The 17,475-nt window shown below is 69.4% G+C and carries 15 protein-coding genes and 1 riboswitch; of the genes, 9 read left to right on the top strand and 6 right to left on the bottom strand.

Annotated elements, in window-relative coordinates:
• Window positions 1-4 precede the first annotated feature (4 nt).
• The 5 genes from ABL312_RS09560 to ABL312_RS09540 form a co-directional block, all read right to left on the bottom strand.
• Entirely contained in the window at window positions 5-889 is an 885-nt protein-coding gene (locus ABL312_RS09560; RefSeq protein ID WP_349361156.1) for a DUF1289 domain-containing protein, read from the bottom strand.
• Entirely contained in the window at window positions 886-1,686 is an 801-nt protein-coding gene (locus ABL312_RS09555) for a cobalamin-binding protein (RefSeq protein ID WP_349361155.1), read from the bottom strand. Before ABL312_RS09555 ends, ABL312_RS09560 begins: the two co-directional genes overlap by 4 nt.
• Window positions 1,687-1,690: 4 nt before the next feature.
• Window positions 1,691-1,993: a hypothetical protein gene (locus tag ABL312_RS09550; RefSeq protein WP_349361153.1), complete on the bottom strand. Its 303-nt coding sequence runs from the start codon at window positions 1,991-1,993 to the stop codon at window positions 1,691-1,693.
• Between the two features lie 123 nt (window positions 1,994-2,116).
• Window positions 2,117-2,334: riboswitch (cobalamin riboswitch) on the bottom strand.
• Between the two features lie 122 nt (window positions 2,335-2,456).
• Window positions 2,457-3,581 carry an FGGY family carbohydrate kinase gene (locus ABL312_RS09545; protein WP_349361152.1) on the bottom strand — a complete coding sequence of 375 codons (1,125 nt, stop codon included), beginning with the start codon at window positions 3,579-3,581 and terminating at the stop codon, window positions 2,457-2,459.
• Window positions 3,578-4,396, bottom strand: coding sequence for a DeoR/GlpR family DNA-binding transcription regulator (locus ABL312_RS09540; RefSeq protein ID WP_349361151.1), 819 nt, complete (start codon window positions 4,394-4,396; stop codon window positions 3,578-3,580). The genes ABL312_RS09545 and ABL312_RS09540 overlap by 4 nt, the downstream gene beginning before the upstream one ends.
• 306 nt (window positions 4,397-4,702) lie before the next feature.
• On the opposite strand from ABL312_RS09540, the gene ABL312_RS09535 reads away from it, so the two are divergent.
• The 8 genes from ABL312_RS09535 (at window position 4,703) to recQ (ending at window position 15,464) form a co-directional block, all read left to right on the top strand.
• Window positions 4,703-6,727, top strand: a complete 2,025-nt coding sequence (locus ABL312_RS09535; RefSeq protein WP_349361150.1) for a bifunctional rhamnulose-1-phosphate aldolase/short-chain dehydrogenase — start codon at window positions 4,703-4,705, stop codon at window positions 6,725-6,727.
• Window positions 6,728-6,784: 57 nt separating this feature from the next.
• Window positions 6,785-8,038, top strand: coding sequence for a hypothetical protein (locus tag ABL312_RS09530; protein ID WP_349361149.1), 1,254 nt, complete (start codon window positions 6,785-6,787; stop codon window positions 8,036-8,038).
• The gene (locus ABL312_RS09525) at window positions 8,035-9,024 is read left to right on the top strand and encodes an aldose 1-epimerase family protein (RefSeq protein ID WP_349361148.1); all 990 of its coding nucleotides are present in this window, start codon (window positions 8,035-8,037) and stop codon (window positions 9,022-9,024) included. The genes ABL312_RS09530 and ABL312_RS09525 overlap by 4 nt, the downstream gene beginning before the upstream one ends.
• The gene (locus tag ABL312_RS09520) at window positions 9,021-10,586 is read left to right on the top strand and encodes a sugar ABC transporter ATP-binding protein (protein WP_349361147.1); all 1,566 of its coding nucleotides are present in this window, start codon (window positions 9,021-9,023) and stop codon (window positions 10,584-10,586) included. Before ABL312_RS09525 ends, ABL312_RS09520 begins: the two co-directional genes overlap by 4 nt.
• Window positions 10,583-11,566 carry an ABC transporter permease gene (locus ABL312_RS09515; protein ID WP_349361146.1) on the top strand — a complete coding sequence of 328 codons (984 nt, stop codon included), beginning with the start codon at window positions 10,583-10,585 and terminating at the stop codon, window positions 11,564-11,566. Before ABL312_RS09520 ends, ABL312_RS09515 begins: the two co-directional genes overlap by 4 nt.
• Window positions 11,563-12,576: an ABC transporter permease gene (locus ABL312_RS09510; RefSeq protein ID WP_349361145.1), complete on the top strand. Its 1,014-nt coding sequence runs from the start codon at window positions 11,563-11,565 to the stop codon at window positions 12,574-12,576. The genes ABL312_RS09515 and ABL312_RS09510 overlap by 4 nt, the downstream gene beginning before the upstream one ends.
• On the top strand, window positions 12,573-13,505 hold the full coding sequence (locus ABL312_RS09505; protein ID WP_349361144.1) for a sugar ABC transporter substrate-binding protein: 933 nt from the start codon (window positions 12,573-12,575) through the stop codon (window positions 13,503-13,505). Before ABL312_RS09510 ends, ABL312_RS09505 begins: the two co-directional genes overlap by 4 nt.
• A gap of 159 nt (window positions 13,506-13,664) precedes the next feature.
• Window positions 13,665-15,464 carry a DNA helicase RecQ gene (recQ, locus tag ABL312_RS09500; RefSeq protein WP_349361143.1) on the top strand — a complete coding sequence of 600 codons (1,800 nt, stop codon included), beginning with the start codon at window positions 13,665-13,667 and terminating at the stop codon, window positions 15,462-15,464.
• Here the strand turns inward: recQ and ABL312_RS09495 are convergent.
• On the bottom strand, window positions 15,422-16,342 hold the full coding sequence (locus ABL312_RS09495) for a DMT family transporter (RefSeq protein WP_374730204.1): 921 nt from the start codon (window positions 16,340-16,342) through the stop codon (window positions 15,422-15,424). The two genes, recQ and ABL312_RS09495, sit on opposite strands and share 43 nt — an antisense overlap.
• Window positions 16,343-16,473: 131 nt before the next feature.
• On the opposite strand from ABL312_RS09495, the gene ABL312_RS09490 reads away from it, so the two are divergent.
• Window positions 16,474-17,313, top strand: coding sequence for an AraC family transcriptional regulator (locus ABL312_RS09490; RefSeq protein WP_349361141.1), 840 nt, complete (start codon window positions 16,474-16,476; stop codon window positions 17,311-17,313).
• Window positions 17,314-17,475: the final 162 nt, after the last annotated feature.

The following is a 17,475-nucleotide window of genomic DNA, read 5'->3' as shown; positions in this document are numbered from 1 at the left end:
GTCTTCAGCGCGCCGGGTGGAACAGCGCTCCTGGAAGATAGGCGCGCGGCAGATCCATGCCCGCTGGCAGCGCGCGGCCCGTGGCGAGATGATCCGGCAGCAGATGCGTGTGCGGTCCCGCCGGAGAGCTGCTGCCCGGGGACGGGATCGGCGTGGCCACCTCGATGCGTCCGAGCGCGCTTTCGACGACGCGCGTCGGGCTTCGCGCAACGAGGGTCGCGCCGATGCGAGGAAGAGCCTCGTCCGGCCGCGTGCCGCATACCGAGGCCAGCGCATCGCGTGCCGCACCGGGGTCGCAGCGCAGGCAGAAGCGCGCCTCCTTGCGCCCCAGGCCCAGATCGAAGAGATGCGCCTGTCGCGCCTCGGCGTCGATTGCCCCGGTGTCCTGTCCAAGCGCGGAGACCGTCGACGCGGCGGGCGGGCGCCTCCGCTCGCGCGTGACCGCGAGAAGAATTCGTTGGCGCTCGGGCGGCGTCTCGGGCGGATCGAAGGTGAGCGCGCGCACGTCGTCGTCGATCGCAAAGCGCAGCGCGCCGCCATCGGTCACCGCCACGATGTCCTGACCGTCGCGGGAGACCCGCGTCCTGGATCCCGGTGGCGCCGTGAACTCCGCCACCGCGCCGACGACGCCGGTGACCCAGGTTCCCGTAACGTCCCGCAGGGAGCAGATCACGAAATCGCGGATCTCGTCCGTATCCCAGGGGAGGCGGCGACAGGCGACGCCGAGTTGTGCGAACCGGTCCGGCAGGGCCGCCCAGATCGCCGCGCGCGCCGCCTGCGTCCGGCTGCCCCATCCGGCGATCTCGTCGCCCGTTCGCGCGCAGCCCAGACACCAGCCGGTCTCCGGGTCGAGCTTGCAGGTTCCCACACACGGGCTGGCGTTTGTCATGGGGTCTCCCTCTCCGGGGGCGGGGCGAGCGCGGCGAGGATCGCGTCGAGCCCGTCGGTCAGCGCGGCCGGGCCGGGCTGCAGGATCAGCGGCGACTTGATCTCGGTGATGCGGCCGGTGCGCACCGCCGGAATGGTGTCCCAGCCCGGCCGGCCCGCGATTCTCTCGGGACGCACCTTCTTGCCGCACCACGAGGCGAGGATGACATCGGGCGCGGCCGCGATCACCCGATCCGGCGTCACGATGCGGTCCCTTGCCTTGTCCTTGCCGGCCAGTTCCGGAAAGGCCTCGCGCCCGCCCGCGATCCCGATCAGCTCCGACACCCAGCCGATGCCGGTGATCAGCGGCTCGTCCCATTCCTCGAAATAGACGGTCGGGCGCGGACGGCCCTCGGCTTGCGCCGCGACCTGCGCCAGCCGTCGCTCATAGCGGTCGGCCAGCCGCGCGGCTCCGGCCGCCTGACCCACCGTCGCGCCGAGATGCCGGATCATTGCGAGGATGCCCGCCACGTCGCGCTGGTTGTAGGCGGTCACCGTCACCCCGGCCCGGATCAGTTCCGCGGCGATCTCCGCCTGCAGGTCCGAGAAGGTCAGAACGAGGTCCGGGTCGAGCGCCAGGATCTTCGGGATATCGGCGGAGGTGAAGGCCGAGACGCGCGGCTTTTCCTGCCGCACGCCTTTCGGGCGCACCGCGTAGCCGGAAACGCCGACGATCCGATCCTGCTCGCCCAGAAGATAGAGCGTCTCGACGGTTTCCTCGGTCAGGCAGACGATGCGTTCGGGCGGAAAGCGTCGCATGCCGTCAGATCGCCGCGCGCCGGGCCTGCGCGCCGCCGCGTCGCTGGCGCGCGGGCAGCGCCAGCGGCAGCGGTTCGATCGGCATCCGGGTCGAGGCGACGAGGAGATCGCAGAAGACGGCGATGGCGGGCGAGGTGCGGATGAAGGGGTGCGCCGCCGTATAGGCGCGCATGGCCTCCGCGCGGTAGTCGGCCATGGACCCGAGCGCTCCCAGCCACTGCATGTAGCCGAGCTGGCCGAGTTCGGCCGCCCGCGTGGGGGAGACCGGGCCTATGTCGAGTTGCGAAATCGTGCGTTCCAGAAGCATCGCGCCCTCCGCGCAAGGGGCAGAAGCGCATCGGGCAGCGGCGATCTCGCGAGGCGACTGTCGTCCATCTCGGTCTCTCCGGCCCGCGGCGCCCCGCCCGGGTTCAAGGTGGCTGCGGCGCGCGGTCGGCGCACCGGAGATGGCAGGTTTCCTGACTTGCGGGTCGCTGCTTCTCCGAACCTTCCCGGGCGGATCCGCCCAGTGGCATGTTTCGAAGTCGCTCGCCGCCTACAGTTGCGGGGGCAGTCGCGGAGTTGGGACCGTCCTTTCGTCGGGGCCCGCACCGTGTTCCCTTTTCATCCGACTCGAACGAGGCGGACACCATCGCGCTCAGTGTTCCACAAGGCCCCTGACGTGTCCATGGGACGTTGCCTGCGCCCGGCGCCGGGGTCGACCCTTTCGCGACGCATGGGCCGAAATGCCGTCGTCGCGGGCGGCGTCGGGTCACGGCGGGCGCGGGGCGCTAACCCGTGACGAGGCGTGCCGCGCCCCGGGAGGTGCCGGCACCCTCGCCGGGGATCGCCGGGCGGCCCGTGGCCTCGGCGACACCTTCGATGAAGGCGGGGCTTGCGGAGAAGGGGCCCTCGACGAAGACGGGGCCGTCGGCGCCGATCTCCTGGAGGCGCAGGCCGGCCAGATGCCCGATCTCGCGGTCGACATCGGCGCGCGGTGCGCCGGCCTCGACCCGTTCGGCCCGCAGGCGTCCCCCCATGAAGCGCGCTGTCGGAACCGGCGCTCCGTTCACCGCGACATTGAGGAGCATGTCGGCCGCCGGGTCCAGCTTCACCGGCGCGCCGCCGAGCGCGCAGGCGATGATCCATGTGCCGGTCGACAGCACGCCGCAGGGTTGCGCGGACAGATAGGGGAGGAGCGAGGCATTGCTGTCATGGAGGCCGGTCAGAACCGGGGTCGCCGGGTGGAGGCCGGTCTCCTCCGCCACGCTTGCGCGCAGCGGTCCCAGAATGTCGCCCGCCCGCCGCATCGGGGGCAGAAGGCGGTCCCATCCGCGTGCGCGGGCAAGCGACGAGGGCACGGCCCGGTGCGGATCCCAGAGATCGGTATGGCACCCGAGCGAGGTCACCTCGCTCGCCGCGACCCCCGACAGTCGCCAGGCCCACCATTGCGGCCACGGCAGAAGCATTTCGGCTGCGCAGAGCACGTCCGGACACGTCCGTTCGATCCAATGCAGTTGCGCGCCGAGATTGAGCCCTCCGGCAAGCGGCGGGGAGCCCGTCTCCGCGAAGGGCGGCGGCGCGTACGTCGCGCGGGTCTCGTCGGGGCCGTCGAATTCGTAATCGAGGACGGGGCCTGCAAGCTCCCCGTCCGCGCGCACCAGCGCGGCGCAGGCCCCATGCGTGACCGGAACGATCGCGCCGACCTTCGGGGCGAACCCGGCGAGGGCGGAGACCACGAAGTCCCACAGTCGCGCTGCGTCGAAATGCGGATAGGGCGGGCCCGGCACGACAGTGTTCGGACAGCGCCGCTCGGCGACTTCCGTGCCGTCGGGGGCGACGAGCAGAACCTTCGCATTGGTCTTGCCGATGTCGATCACGGCAATGCCCGAAGGCCTGGCCGCCCGGCCGCTCATCCCGGCACGCCGGGCGACAGGGGGCGCTCGGATGCGGCGGCCTTGGCGGACGTCACGATCAGCTGCACGCCCTCGGCTTCGATCCGGGCGGCGTCCGCGTCGGGGATTTCATCGTCCGTGACGAGCGTGTGGACCCGCGACAGCGGGCACAGGACGAGGCTGGAGCGATTGCGCAGCTTCGTGCTGTCGGCCAGGATGACGAGCTCGTCCGCCCGCATCATCAGCTTCTCCTCGGCCCGGATCAGCAGCGGATCGATCTCCATGATGCCGACCGGCGCGATGCCGTGGCAGCCCATGAACATCCGCTTGGCCCAGAAATGGCCGGTGGCATCCTCCTTGAAGCTGGACAGGATGATGTTCTGCTCCCGGTAGATCGCGCCACCCGGCATCAACAGCTGGTTCTGCGAATGCTGCATCAGATAGTTCGCGATGGGCAGCGAGTTGGTCAGGATCTTCAGCGTCTTCGGCGCCAGGAAATGCACCATCTCGTAGGTCGTGGTGCCGCCGTTGAGGATGATGGGCTCGCCGTCCTTGCACAGGGCCGCGGCGGCGCGGGCGATGGCGGTCTTTTCCGGCCGTCTGAGTTCCGCGTTGGCTTCGTAGCGGGGGCCGGCCAGCGCGGTGACGCTGACGGGCGTGATCGCCTCCGCCCCGCCGCGCACCCGCCTGAGATGCCCGGCCGCGTCGAGCGCGATGATATCCCTGCGGATCGTCGCCTCGCTGGCGCCGGTCAGTTGCGAGATCTCCGATACCGTGGCGACGGCGTTGTCGCGCAAGGCACTGAGAATGACGCGATGTCGGTCCCGTTCGTGCACACCGATGTTCCGTTTTGTGTTTCGTCTTGCCACATCCGACGCGAGCCTGTCACAGGCGGCAGGATTCTGCAAGTTTGAACAAATTCGATCTTTAACGAGCTTGAACGTGAAAGAAAATGCTTGAAAGTGATTGACACTGCGCGATTGAGGCGCCTACGCTTGCGTGCGAAGTGGCCGGGCTGACAAGCGTGCCACCGAGGAGGGAGCGCGCACGTGACAGAGCACAGGCCGAGCGGACCATCGCCGTCGAGGACACTGTCGTCGAGGATCCTGTCGTCGAGATGGGAGGACGCGAAGGCGCGCGGCATGAGCGAGCCGGAGCTTCTGAGGTATCGGTCGAACCTTCTCGGCGCGGACAAGCGCATCACCAATTTCGGCGGCGGCAACACCTCGGCCAAGGTGATCGAGACCGATCCGCTGACCCGCGAGGACGTCGAGGTTCTGTGGGTCAAGGGGTCCGGCGGCGATGTCGGGACGATCGGTCTCGACGGGTTCGCGACGCTCTACATGGACAAGCTGCGCGCCCTGAAGGCTCTCTATCGCGGCCCCGATCACGAGGACGAGATGGTCGGCCATCTGCCCCATGCGACGTGGAACCTCAATCCGCGCGCGGCCTCCATCGACACGCCGCTTCATGCCTATGTGCCGGCCCGCCATGTCGACCACATGCATCCCGACGCGATCATCGCGATCGCCGCCAGCGCCGACTCCGAGAGGCTGACGCGCGAGATCTTCGGGGATCGCATCGGCTGGTTGCCCTGGAAAAGGCCCGGCTTCGAACTGGGCCTGATGCTGGAGCGGTTCTGCCTGGAAAACCCGGATGCCCGGGGGGTCGTGCTTGAATCCCACGGCCTGTTCACCTGGGCGGACGACGCGAAGTCCTGCTACGAGGTGACGCTCGCCACCATCAATCGCGCGATAGAGTGGTTCGCGCGGCGCGAGGGGGCGGCGTTCGGACGGCAGGTCGCCGAGGCCCTTCCGGCGCCGGAGCGGCGGGCGGTCGCGGCCCGGATCATGCCGCGGCTGCGCGGCCTCGTCTCCGGGGGGCGGCGCATGATCGGGCATTTCGACGATTGTGCCGCCGTGCTCGAATTCGTCACCTCGGAAAAGATGCCGCGCCTCGCCGCGCTCGGCACCTCCTGCCCGGATCATTTCCTGCGCACCAAGATCGCGCCCCTGGTGATCGACCATGACGGCGACCTGGAGGCGACGCTTGCGGATCTGCCCCAGCGGGTGGCCGACTACCGGGAGCGCTATGCCGCCTATTACGGGCGCTGCCGCCGCGCCGGGTCGCCGCCGATGCGCGATCCCAATCCGGTGGTGGTCCTCATTCGCGGTGTCGGCATGGTGACCTTCGCGGCCGACAAGGCGACGGCGCGCATCGCCGGGGAATTCTACGTCAATGCCATCAACGTCATGCGCGGCGCGGAGCTTGCGAGCGAATACCGGGGCCTGCCCGAGCAGGAAGCCTTCGACATCGAGTACTGGGCGCTCGAGGAGGCCAAGCTGCAGCGCATGCCGAGGCCCCGCAGTCTCGCCGGTCGTGTCGCGCTGGTCACCGGCGGCGCCGGCGGCATCGGCCTCGCCACCGCGCGGCGCTATCTTGACGAGGGCGCCTGCGTGGTCCTCGCCGACATTTCCGGCGAGACGCTGGACGAGGCCGTCAAGGACCTGAGCGCCGACCATCCGGCGGAGCGCATCAAGCCGGTGCGCATGGACGTGACGGACGAAGCCGCTGTGGCGGAGGCCATGGAGCAGGCGGTTCTGCAGTTCGGCGGCCTCGACATCCTGGTGTCGAACGCCGGAATTGCCTCCTCCGCGCCCATCGGGGAAACGACGCTGGCGTTGTGGAACCGGAACATGTCGATCCTCGCCACCGGGTATTTTCTCGTCAGCCGTGCCGCTTTCCGGCTGATGAGCGAACAGGGCATCGGCGGCGCCATCGTCTTCGTCGCCTCCAAGAACGGACTGGCCGCAAGCGCCAACGCCGCCGCCTATTGCACCGCCAAGGCCGCGGAGATCCATCTCGCGCGCTGCCTGGCGCTGGAGGGGGCGGCGCTGGGCATTCGCGTCAACGTCGTGAACCCCGATGCCGTGCTCAAGGGCTCGCGCATCTGGCAGGGCGACTGGCTGAAGGAACGCGCCTCGGCCTACGGCAAGGACGTGGAGGATCTCGCGGAGCACTACCGCGCGCGCAGCCTGCTCAAGCGCGAGGTCCTGCCGGAGGACATCGCGGAGGCGGCGTATTTCTTCGTCTCGGATGCCTCGTCGAAATCGACGGGCAACATCCTCAACGTCGACGCGGGAAACAGGGAGGCGTTCACGCGCTGACGCGTGCCGGCGCCGGGCGGCGCGCCTGCACGCCGGGGGAAGGAAAGGGAGGACGACGTGACCGAGATCTATGACAACGTGCGGGAGGATGTCGCGAAGATGGACGCGGCCCTGGCGCGCGACGGCGGGATCGTCCGCCTCGCGCCGGCCTGGGTGCCGCGGCTCTTCTGCACGCCGGGTCAGCGCATCCGCCTGCATCCCGACGATCACTACGCCTTCGGCGCCGGGCGCGGCGGGATCAACGAGCGCTGGTTCGCCTCCGCCGTGCGGGCCGACAACGGCCCCGGCACCACCGCGCACGAGGGCCTGTCGCTGGTCGTCGGCGAGGACGGCACGCTGCTTCCCTTCGATGCCTTCGTCGCTCACCACAAGGCCGATCTGCTGGGTCAGACGTTCTGGGACGCGCATCGGGGCTGGCCGATGTACTCCAAGTTCTTCGACAATCAGAAGCCGCTGCCCTTCCACCTCCACCAGACCGAGGAGAAGGCCGCGCTGGTCGGCAAGCGCGGCAAGCCGGAGGCCTATTACTATCCGCCGGAGGTCAACAATCACCTCGGCGACCAGCCCATCGCCTTTCTCGGGCTGCGGCCCGGAACGACGCGGGATCAGCTGCGCGACGCGCTTCTCGCCTTCGCGCGCGGCGGGGACAATCGCATCACGGACCTTGCCGTGGCCTATCGGCTGAAGCTCGGCACGGGCTGGGATATCCCCGCCGGCATCCTGCACGCGCCGCCTTCCGTGTGCACCTATGAGCCGCAGGTGGCCTCGGACGTCTTCTCCATGTGGGAGAGCTGGTCGAACAATCGCGAGGTGCCGGAGGATCTCCTCTGGAAGGACGTGCCCCGCGACCACCACGGCGACATCGATTTCCTGATGTCGCTGCTGGAATGGGACGACAATGTCGATCCCGATTTCGCGGCGCGGCGTTTCAGTCCGAAGCTGCGCACCGCGCGCTCGATCGAGGCGGGGGACGAGGCCGGCTGGGCCGAATATTGGGTCGCCTACCGGTCCCCGGCCTTCAGCGCCAAGGAGCTGCGCGTCGCGCCCGGCTGCGCGGTCACGCTGCGCGAGGACGATCCGCATGGCGCGATCGTCATCGGCGGACGCGGCCGCGTCGGCGGTCTGCCGGTCGCCTCGGCGACCCTGATCCGCTTCGGCGCGCTGAGCGAGGACGAGCTGTTCGTCTCCGCCGGCGCCGCGGGCGCGCTCGAGGTGGTCAACGAAAGCGGCACGGAACCGCTGGTGATCCTGCGCCACTACGGACCGGGCAACGCCGAGCTGGCCGCCGACGACCCGGTTCGCCGGCTGTGACGGGGCTCGCTCCAGACTGGCGCGAGCGGGTCGCGGATCCCGCCCAGATCGCCCGGCTCGACAGGTTCGTGCGGGCCGAGGGGCCGGGGCGCGGCGACCGGGTCCTTCAGGCGGTCTCCGGCGGCGGGCTTGTGCTCGACATCTTCCCCGACCGCTGCTTCGACATCGGACACGCGTCGTTCAACGGCCTGCCGCTGGCCTGGGTCGCGCCGGATCGCTGGGACGCGGCGCGGACCGCCCGGCCGGGGATGCAATGGCTGCGCGGGTTCGGCGGCGGACTGCTGACGACCTGCGGCCTCGACAGTTTCGGCCCGCCGTCCTCCGATGGCGGCCGCGAGCACGGACTGCATGGGCCGGTGTCCGCTCAGGCGGGCGAACTCCTGGAAAGCCGGGTCGGCCCGGAGGGCATCGTGATCGCCGGGCGCGTCGGTCAGTCCGCCCTGTTCGGCGAGGGCCTGACGCTCGTGCGGCGCATCGAGATCCCGCTCGGCGGCCGCGAGCTGCGGTTGACCGACCGGGTGACCAACGAGGCCGTGGACCCCGAGGGGCACATGATGCTCTGGCACTGCAATTTCGGCTGGCCGCTCCTCGACGAGGGATGTCACGTGGAGGGGCCGGGGGGGCGGCCGGCGGCCCGGGACGCGGCGGCTGAGCGGGGGCTGGAGACCTGGAACGCGGTGCATGGCCCCCGCGAAACCTATGGCGAGCAGGTCTTTGTGCACAGCGCGCCGGGCGAGGCCGCCGCGCGGCTCGTCAATCCGGCGCGCGGGATCGCCGTTCGGCTGGACTGGGACGGCACGGCCATGCCCGCGATGTTTCAATGGAAGATGCTCCGCCGGCGTCACTACGTGATGGGGCTGGAGCCGGCCAACACCCACGCCATCATGGGCCGCGCCCGGGCCCGCGCCGAGGGCGCGTTGCCGGTTCTGGCGCCGGGCGAAACGGTCACCTACCGGCTGCGTCTCAGCGTCGAGGTGCTGTCATGAGCGCGGCCGACATGTCCGGGGAAGATCTGGGGCTGGCGCTGGAGATGCGCGGCATCGTGAAGACGTTTCCCGGCGTGCGTGCCCTGTCGGGAGTCGATCTCAGGGTCCGCTTCGGCACCGTGCACGCCATCGTCGGCGAGAACGGGGCGGGCAAGTCGACGCTGATGAAGATCCTCGGCGGCATGTATCCACCCACCGAGGGCACCATCGCCATCGACGGCAAGACCGTCACGCTGGCCAGCGAGGGCGAGGCGCAGGCGTGCGGCATCCGCATGGTGCATCAGGAACTCAGCCTCGCGCCGGATCTGAGTGTCGCGGAAAACCTGCATCTGGGGCGGATGCCCCGCCGGGGTCCCTTCGTGGATCGCCGGACCATGCGGGAGAATACCCGCGCCGCGCTCTCGATCCTGGGCGCGCGTTTCGATCCCGACGCGCGCACCGGAGATCTGACCGTCAGCCAGCAACAGCTCGTGGAGATCGCGCGGGCCTATGCCGCGCGGCCGCGCATCATCGTGCTGGACGAGCCGACGTCGAGCCTCTCGGAGCACGAGGCGCAGCTGCTGTTCAAGGCGATCCGCGCCCTGCGCGCCAGGGGGCTCGCGATCCTCTACATCAGCCACCGTCTGCGCGAGGTCATGGAGATCGCCGACGAGGTCACCGTCCTGCGCGATGGCGCGCTGGTCGAAAGCCGCGCGGTGGCGGGCCTCAGGCCCGCGGACATGATCCAGATGATGGTGGGCCGCGACGTGGTCGATCTTTTCCCGAAGCAGCCCGCCGAGATCGGGGCGCCGGTTCTGGAGGTCGACCACCTCGACGACGGGGCCGGCGTGACCGACGTGTCCTTCGATGTGCGCGCGGGCGAAATCGTCGGCTTCGTGGGGCTTGTCGGCGCCGGGCGCACCGAGGTGGCGCGCGCCGTCTTCGGGCTCGCGGATCGCGTCGCGGGAAGCGTCCGGGTCTGCGGCCGGCAGGTGCCGCGCAACAGCCCGCTCGCCGCGATGCGCGCGGGCCTTGTCTATGTGCCGGAGGACCGCAAGCGGGACGGGATCGTGCCGGGCGCGTCGGTGGGGCGGAATGTCAGTCTGCCGACGCTGCGCAGCCTGGCGCGGATGGGACTGGTCAGCGCCGCCGCCGAGACCGCGGTCGCGCGCGCGCAGGCCGGGCGCTTCGGCATTTCGCCCGCCGATCCGTCCCGGCTGATCGACACGCTGTCGGGCGGCAACCAGCAGAAAGCGGTGATCGCGAAATGGATCGCGAGCAACCCGAAGGTCCTGATCCTCGACGAGCCGACCCGCGGCGTCGATGTCGGCGCGAAGGCCGAGATCCATCGTCTGGTCGGCGATCTCGTCGCGAAAGGCATGGCGGTGCTGATGATCTCCTCCGAGATGCCGGAAATCCTCGCCGTCTGCGACCGGGTCTATGTGATGCACGAAGGCCGCATCTCCGCGCCGCTGGAGCGTGGGGAGCTTTCGGAGGAACGGCTGATGACGCTCGCGGCGGGGGAGGCGGAGGCGCAAGATCCCGGCGCGGCGGGGACTGCGGGCGGCGAGGTGCGGCCATGAGCGCGGACACGCAGGACGCACGGGCGGGCGACAGGTTTGGCGCCGAGGGGCTGGGGCGGATGGCGAAGCAGCTGGCCTTGCCGGCGATGATCCTCGCCGCACTCGTGGCAGGCACCGCGATCAGCCCGGTTTTCCTCACGGCGGGCAACCTGTTGAATGTGGCGACCTCGATGTCGATCACCGGCATCGTGGTCGTGGCGATGACCTTCGTGCTCGTTTCCGGCGGCCTCGCCGATCTCTCGGTGCCGGCGACGATCGCCACGGGCGCGATCCTGTCGCTGGCCCTGCAGCCCATCGTCGGTGTCCCGCTCGCGGTGATCCTGGCGATTGCCGCGGCCACCGCCGCGGGCTGCGTGAACGGGGTCCTTGTCGGGTACGTTCGCGTCAACCCGATCATCGCGACGCTTGGCACCGGCGCGATCATCCTCGGCCTTGCGCAATGGTCGGTCGGCGGCGTCATCGTCTATGGCACCGACCCGGTGTCGGCGGACTTCGTGAAGTCGAGCCTTGCGGGCATCCCCATGGTGGTGGTCCTGTTCGCCGGCTTCGCGCTTCTCGGCCATGTGTTGATGTCGCATTCCGTCTGGGGGCGCTGGACGCTGGCCACCGGCGGGAATTACGCCGCCGCGCGCGCCAGCGCCGTCCCCGTCCGGCTCGTGAAGGCCGGCGCCTTCGCGCTGACGGGGCTGGCCTCGGGCGTCAGCGGCGTGCTTCTGGGGTTGACGCTTCAGGCGGCGCGGCCGGAAATCGGCGCGGGCTACGAGTTCGCCTCGATCACCGCCGTCGTCGTCGGCGGCATTTCGATCGCGGGCGGGTTCGGCAGCGTTCCGCGCGCCATCGGCGGTCTGGTCTTCGTGGCGCTGCTCACCAACCTGATGGTGTTGCTCGGCGTGCGAACCCCCGTGCAGGGGCTCGCCCTCGGGGCGCTGATGAGTGTGGCGGTCGCCGCCGACGTGTTGCTGCGGGGGAGGGCGCGATGAGGCCGCTTGTGTCCCTGCTGTTGCGCTACCGGGTGGCGGTGACGCTGGCCGTCGCCGTCACGGCCTGCGTGCTCCTGGTTCCCGGGTTCGCGAGCGCGACGACGGCCGGGCTCGCGCTGGACCGGGCGGCCTCCGTCGGTCTGCTGGCGGCCGGCCTGACGGTGTTGCTGATCTCGGGCAAGATCGATCTTTCGGGCGGCGCGGTGTTCGCGCTCGCCGGCATCGTCGCGGTTCAGCTTCAGCCCCAGATCGGGATCCTGCCCGGCGCGCTCGTCGCGACGGCGGTCGGGATGGCGGCCGGGGCGCTGAACGGAGCGCTCGTCATCTGGGCGCGGATCAACTCGCTGGTGGCGACGCTGGCCACGATGCTGATGTTTCGGGCCATGGCGCATCTGATCACCGAAAGTCAGCCCGTTTCGGGCATCGACATCATGTTCGCGCTGGAGATCAGCCGGACCATCGGCGGGATCTTCACGTTGCGCGGCATCCTCTTTCTCTGCCTGATCGTCGTACTGCACATCTGGCTGACGCGCACGGTCGCCGGGCGCAACGTCTTCGCGACCGGCTCCAACGCGGCGGCCGCCAGGGCAAGCGGCATTCGCGAGCAGCGGGTGCATTTCGGGGCGTTCGTCTTCGCCAGCGGTCTCGCCGGGCTGGCCGGCATCCTGCAGAGCCTGTCCGTCAACACCGGATCGCCCACCTTCGGCGCCGATCTCACCATCCTTGCCATCACCGCGACCGTCGTCGGCGGCACCCTGATCGAGGGAGGGCGCGGCTCGGCGCTGGGCACGCTGGGCGGGGTCGCGGTGATTGCCGTTCTCACGACCGGGATGGAGTTCAGCTCCGTGCCCGCCTACGTGCAGCAGATCGTCATCGGGGTCATCCTCCTGATGATCGTCGCGCTGGACCGCACCATCGGCTTCGGACCGCGCCGGCACAGGCCGGGCCCCGGGGCCGCAGTCGGAGCCGGAGCCGCACTCCGGAAAAACAAGGAGGAGGAAACCCAGTGAAGACGACCATGCTTTGCGCGGCCGCGGCCGCGCTCATCTCGACCGGCGCGGCCTTCGCGCAGGATCGGACCGTGTGCTATGTCACGGCCGCCGACAGTCACGCCTATGTGACGCCGGCCAACGAGGCGCTGAACGCGCGCGCCGAGGAACTGGGGCTCGAGATCCTCAGCCTGTCGCAGGACTTCGACGCCCAGACCGGCACCGACCAGATGAACACCTGCATCGCGCGCAACGTCGACGGCATCATCCTGTGGCCGCTCGACCCGCAGGCCTACATCCCGTCCATGGCGCGGGCGCAACAGGTCGGCATTCCCGTCGTGATCATCAACTCGCCGATGGATCCCCAGGCCACGCCGCTCTACGCGTCCTTCACCGGGCCCGACACCTACCAGCAGGGCGGGATGGCCGCGAAGGCGCTCAACGAGGCGATGGGCGGAACGGGCGGTGTCGTCATCATCGCGGGGCAGGCGGGCAACGGCACCACCATCGGCCGCACCGGCGGCTTCATCGACGCGCTTGAGGAAATGGGGTCCGGAATCGAGGTCCTCGAGGTCGTCAATGCCGACTTCGACCAGCAGCGCGCGCTTGTCGCCTCGCGCGATCTGATCACCCGCTTCGGTGACAGGATCGACGGGGTCTATGCGAATGACGACACCATGGCGCGCGGCTTCATCGATGCCTGGCGCGAGGCCCGTGGCGATGCGCCGACGCCGCCGATCACCGGGATCAACGGCCAGCGCGACGCGTTCCAGTCGATCCGCGAGGGCGAGATGTATTCGACCATCGTGCAGTCTCCGGTTCTCGACGGTCGGCTCGCCATCGACACGATGGCCCGCATCCTTGACGGCGAAACGGTCGAGAACCGCCTGCCGATCCCGCTGACCGTCGTCACCATCGACAATGTGGACGAGGTCGACCCCGCCTTCTGAGCGGCGAGCGGGCGCGCGAGGGTCCTCGCGCGCCCGGTCCGGCCAGCCCGCGCCTTGACGCGATCCGCCAAGTCGATCATGCCGGGGCCTCGCAGCCATCGTCTGAGTCCGACAGAAGCTGCACCGAAATGCGCAGCTTCAACCCCGGTACCGCCCACGATGTCCGCCACCCCCCTCGAAATCCTCCGCTCCGTCTATGGCTACGACTCCTTTCGGGGGCTGCAGGCGGAGATCGTTGATCATGTCGCGGGCGGGCGAAACGCCTTCGTGCTGATGCCGACGGGGGGCGGAAAGTCGCTGTGCTACCAGATTCCCGCGCTTGCCAGGCCCGGAATGGGGCTCGTGGTCTCGCCGCTTCTGGCGCTGATGGCGGATCAGGTGGCGGCGCTGCGGCAGGCGGGCGTGCGGGCGGCCGCGCTCAACTCCGACCTGCCGGCCGAGGAGCGTGGCGCGCTGTGGCGCGACATTCACGCCGGTGCCGTGGACCTGCTCTATGCCGCGCCCGAGACCGTGTTGCGTCCCGAGGTTCTCAACCAGCTCGAACGCACGCAGCTGTCGCTGATCGCCATCGACGAGGCGCATTGCCTGTCGCAATGGGGGCACGATTTCCGCCCGTCCTACCGGCAGCTCGATGAACTGGTCCGCCGCTTCCCGCAGACCCCGCGCATGGCGCTGACGGCAACCGCCGACGAGCCGACGCGCGCGGAAATCCTCGCCCATCTCGAGATCGCGGGCGCGGACGCCTTCATCGCCGGTTTCGACCGCCCCAACATCCGCTACGCCATCAAGGAAAAGGACAATCCGCGCGCGCAGCTCAAGGACTTCCTGAAGCGTCACCCGAACGAGAGCGGCATCGTCTATTGCCTGTCGAAACGCAAGACGGAGGAGACCGCCGCCTGGCTGTGCGACCAGGGATACGAGGCGCTGGCCTATCACGCCGGCATGGACAAGGCGGTGCGCGAGGCCAATCAGGCGCGGTTCCAGCACGGCGAGTCCGTCATCATGGTCGCGACCATCGCCTTCGGCATGGGCATCGACAAGCCCGACGTGCGCTTCGTCGCCCATCTCGATCTGCCGGGAAGCATCGAGGCGTTCTACCAGGAGACCGGCCGGGCGGGGCGCGACGGGCTGCCGTCCGACACGCTGATGCTCTACGGGTCCGACGACATCGCGCTGCGCAGCCGGTTCATCGAGGAATCGGATGCGCCCGATCCCCGCAAACGCATGGAGCGGCAGAAGCTCGACGCGCTTCTGGGGCTCGCCGAGACGGCGGGCTGCCGCCGGCAGGCGCTCCTGTCCTATTTCGGCGACAGCTGCGCGCCCTGCGGCAATTGCGACACCTGCGAGGATCCGCCGGAGCTCTTCGACGGCACGATCGCCGCGCAAAAGGCGCTGTCCTGCATCTATCGCACCGGCGAGCGGTTCGGGCAGGCCTATGTCGTCGATGTGCTTCTCGGGGTCGAGAACGAGCGGATCGTCCAGTTCGGCCACGACCGCGTCTCGACCTTCGGGATCGGCACCGAGCACGACAAGTCCACCTGGCGGGCGATCCTGCGCCAGCTGATCGCGCTCAGGTTCGTCAATGTCGATCTCGCCGGCCACGGCGGGCTGTCGATCGCCCCGGCCGGGCGCGACTTCCTGCGCGAGAAACCGACCTTGATGCTGCGGGTGCCGCCGCCGCCCCGGGCGCGGCGGCGGTCGGGCGCGGCAAGCGTCGCCCGGGCGGCCATCTCCGAGGCGGATCTTGCGCTGTTCGAGGCGCTGAGACAGACGCGCATGGAGCTGGCGCGGGCGCAGAACGTGCCGCCCTATGTGATCTTTCACGACAAGACGCTTGTGGAACTTGCGACCGCGAAGCCCGCGTCGGTCACGGAAATGGCGGGCGTGCCGGGCGTGGGCAAGGCAAAGCTCGAGCGCTACGGCCCGGCCTTTCTGTCGGTGATCGCCGAGCACGCCTGATACGGCGGCTGTTCCGGTCGGCGCGGCTTGAACATCACGATGTTCCCGATGGCTGCGAGGACCACGCCGAGGACGGCGGTGAGGCTCCACTGGTAGCCCTCGAACACGGTCGACAGCGCCAGCGCGACGATCGGGAACAGAACGGTGGCGTAGCCCGCGCGCGCGGAGCCGATGCGCGCGACCAGCAGCAGATACGCCGTGAAGCCCAGAATGGAGCCGATCACGGCCAGATACACCAGCGCGACCCAATAGGTGCCGGCCCGAGGCACCGCAAACGGCTGACCCGTTGCCACCAGCAGGCAAAGCAGGACGAGCGCGGCGATCCCCATCCCCCAGGCGTTTGCGGTTACCGGCGTGATGCCAAGCGCGGAATTCTTGCGCGAGGCCATGTTTCCGAGCGAGAAAATGGCGGTTCCCAGCACGGCGAAGCCGATGCCGCGCAGGGTCGCCGGGTCGAGGGAGACGGCAAGATCCTGCCAGAAAAGAAGAGCGAGCCCGCAAAAGCCGAGAGCTCCGGCCACGAGTGTCCGCCGCTCCAGCGGGTCCTTGAAGAAAAGGCGGGCGTTGAGCGCGTTGAAGATCGAGGCGAGCGAGAAAACGACCGACACGAGGCCGGAGGGGACGGTCGCCGTGGCTGCGTAAAGGCCGATGAAATTCAGGCAGAACAGACACAGGGCCTGAACGACCACGAAGCGCCAGATCCGGGGGCGTTCGAGACGGCCGATGAGGGCGAGCCCGGCAAGCATCAGGACGCCCGCCAGGGCGAAGCGATAAAAGACCGAAACGGCGACCTGGACGTCTCCGACCTGGGCCGCAATGGCGATCCATGTCGTGCCCCAGATCAGCACCGTTGCGATAAACAGGACGGGGGTGTCGATGAGACGGGTCATGCGCGGCTCCTTGTCGAGCCGCTCATAGGCGAAAAAGGGCGCCACCCCTTGCACGATCTTGCGGTGAAGCGCGCCGATGCGCTTTTCGCCCGGGCGGCTGCGGCGGTATAGGGTTTGCCATGACTAGGATTGTGCGCGATTTTCTCGACCGTTCTCCCGCCGCCCGGGCGGTGGCCTCGCTCGACCTCGGCGGGCAGCGGACGGTGACGCTTTGGGAAAACCGGAACGACCGGATCACCTATGACGCGCCGCAAGGTCACGCCTTCAGCCTGTATCTGGCGGGCGGAACCGGCACGCGCCGGCTCGACAAGGGCGACGGCACGGGCCGGCCGGGGACCGTGTGCATTCTCCCGGAAGGGCACCGCTCGCACTGGGAGATCACCACGCCGTTCCGCTTCGTGCATCTCTACGTGCCGCACGACCGGCTGAGCGCCGCCTTCGCCGACATTCATGACCGCGATGCCCGGCATCTGGGGCTGGCGGAGGCGACCTTCGCCGAGCTCCCCGTCCTCGTCGGTCCGCTGAGCCGGCTCGCCGAGGCGGCCGTCGCGGGCGACGTGTTTCTGGGCGACGCCGCCTTCGCGGACCTGGTGGGCGGTCTCGGGCCGCGCCGCGTCACCCTGCGCGGCGGGCTTTCCCCGCGTGTGCTGCGCCGTCTGGACGCGTGGATCGAAGCGCGTCTGGGCGACACGATCCGGCTGGAGCATCTGGCCGCCGTCGCCGATCTGTCGCCCTTCCACCTCAACCGGATGTTCAAGGCGTCGCGCGGCGTCACGCCGCACACATGGATCGCGCAGCGGCGCATCGAGCGGGCAAAGCGGATGCTGCGGGACCGGGTGCCGATCGTCGAGGTGGCATTGTCCTGCGGATTTTCCAGCCAGAGCCATTTCACGCGCATCTTCCGTGCCCACACGGGAACGACCCCGGCGACATACGCGCAGGCGCATCGCGAGACCTGACGGCTCCCGCAGGCGCTTCCGGCCGGCGAGGGTTTTTTCGCGCGGTCGGGATCGCCCGGGCCTCCGGCGCGTTTCAGGACCGTATTCAGGCCGATGCCGGATCTTTCGGGCGCCCTTGACCTTCCCCCTCTGGAACCTTCAGGCCCCGAGGAAAGGAGGTTG

Source organism: Stappia sp., assembly GCF_040110915.1.
GTDB lineage: Bacteria > Pseudomonadota > Alphaproteobacteria > Rhizobiales > Stappiaceae > Stappia.
This window is presented reverse-complemented; position numbering and strand designations above follow the sequence as displayed.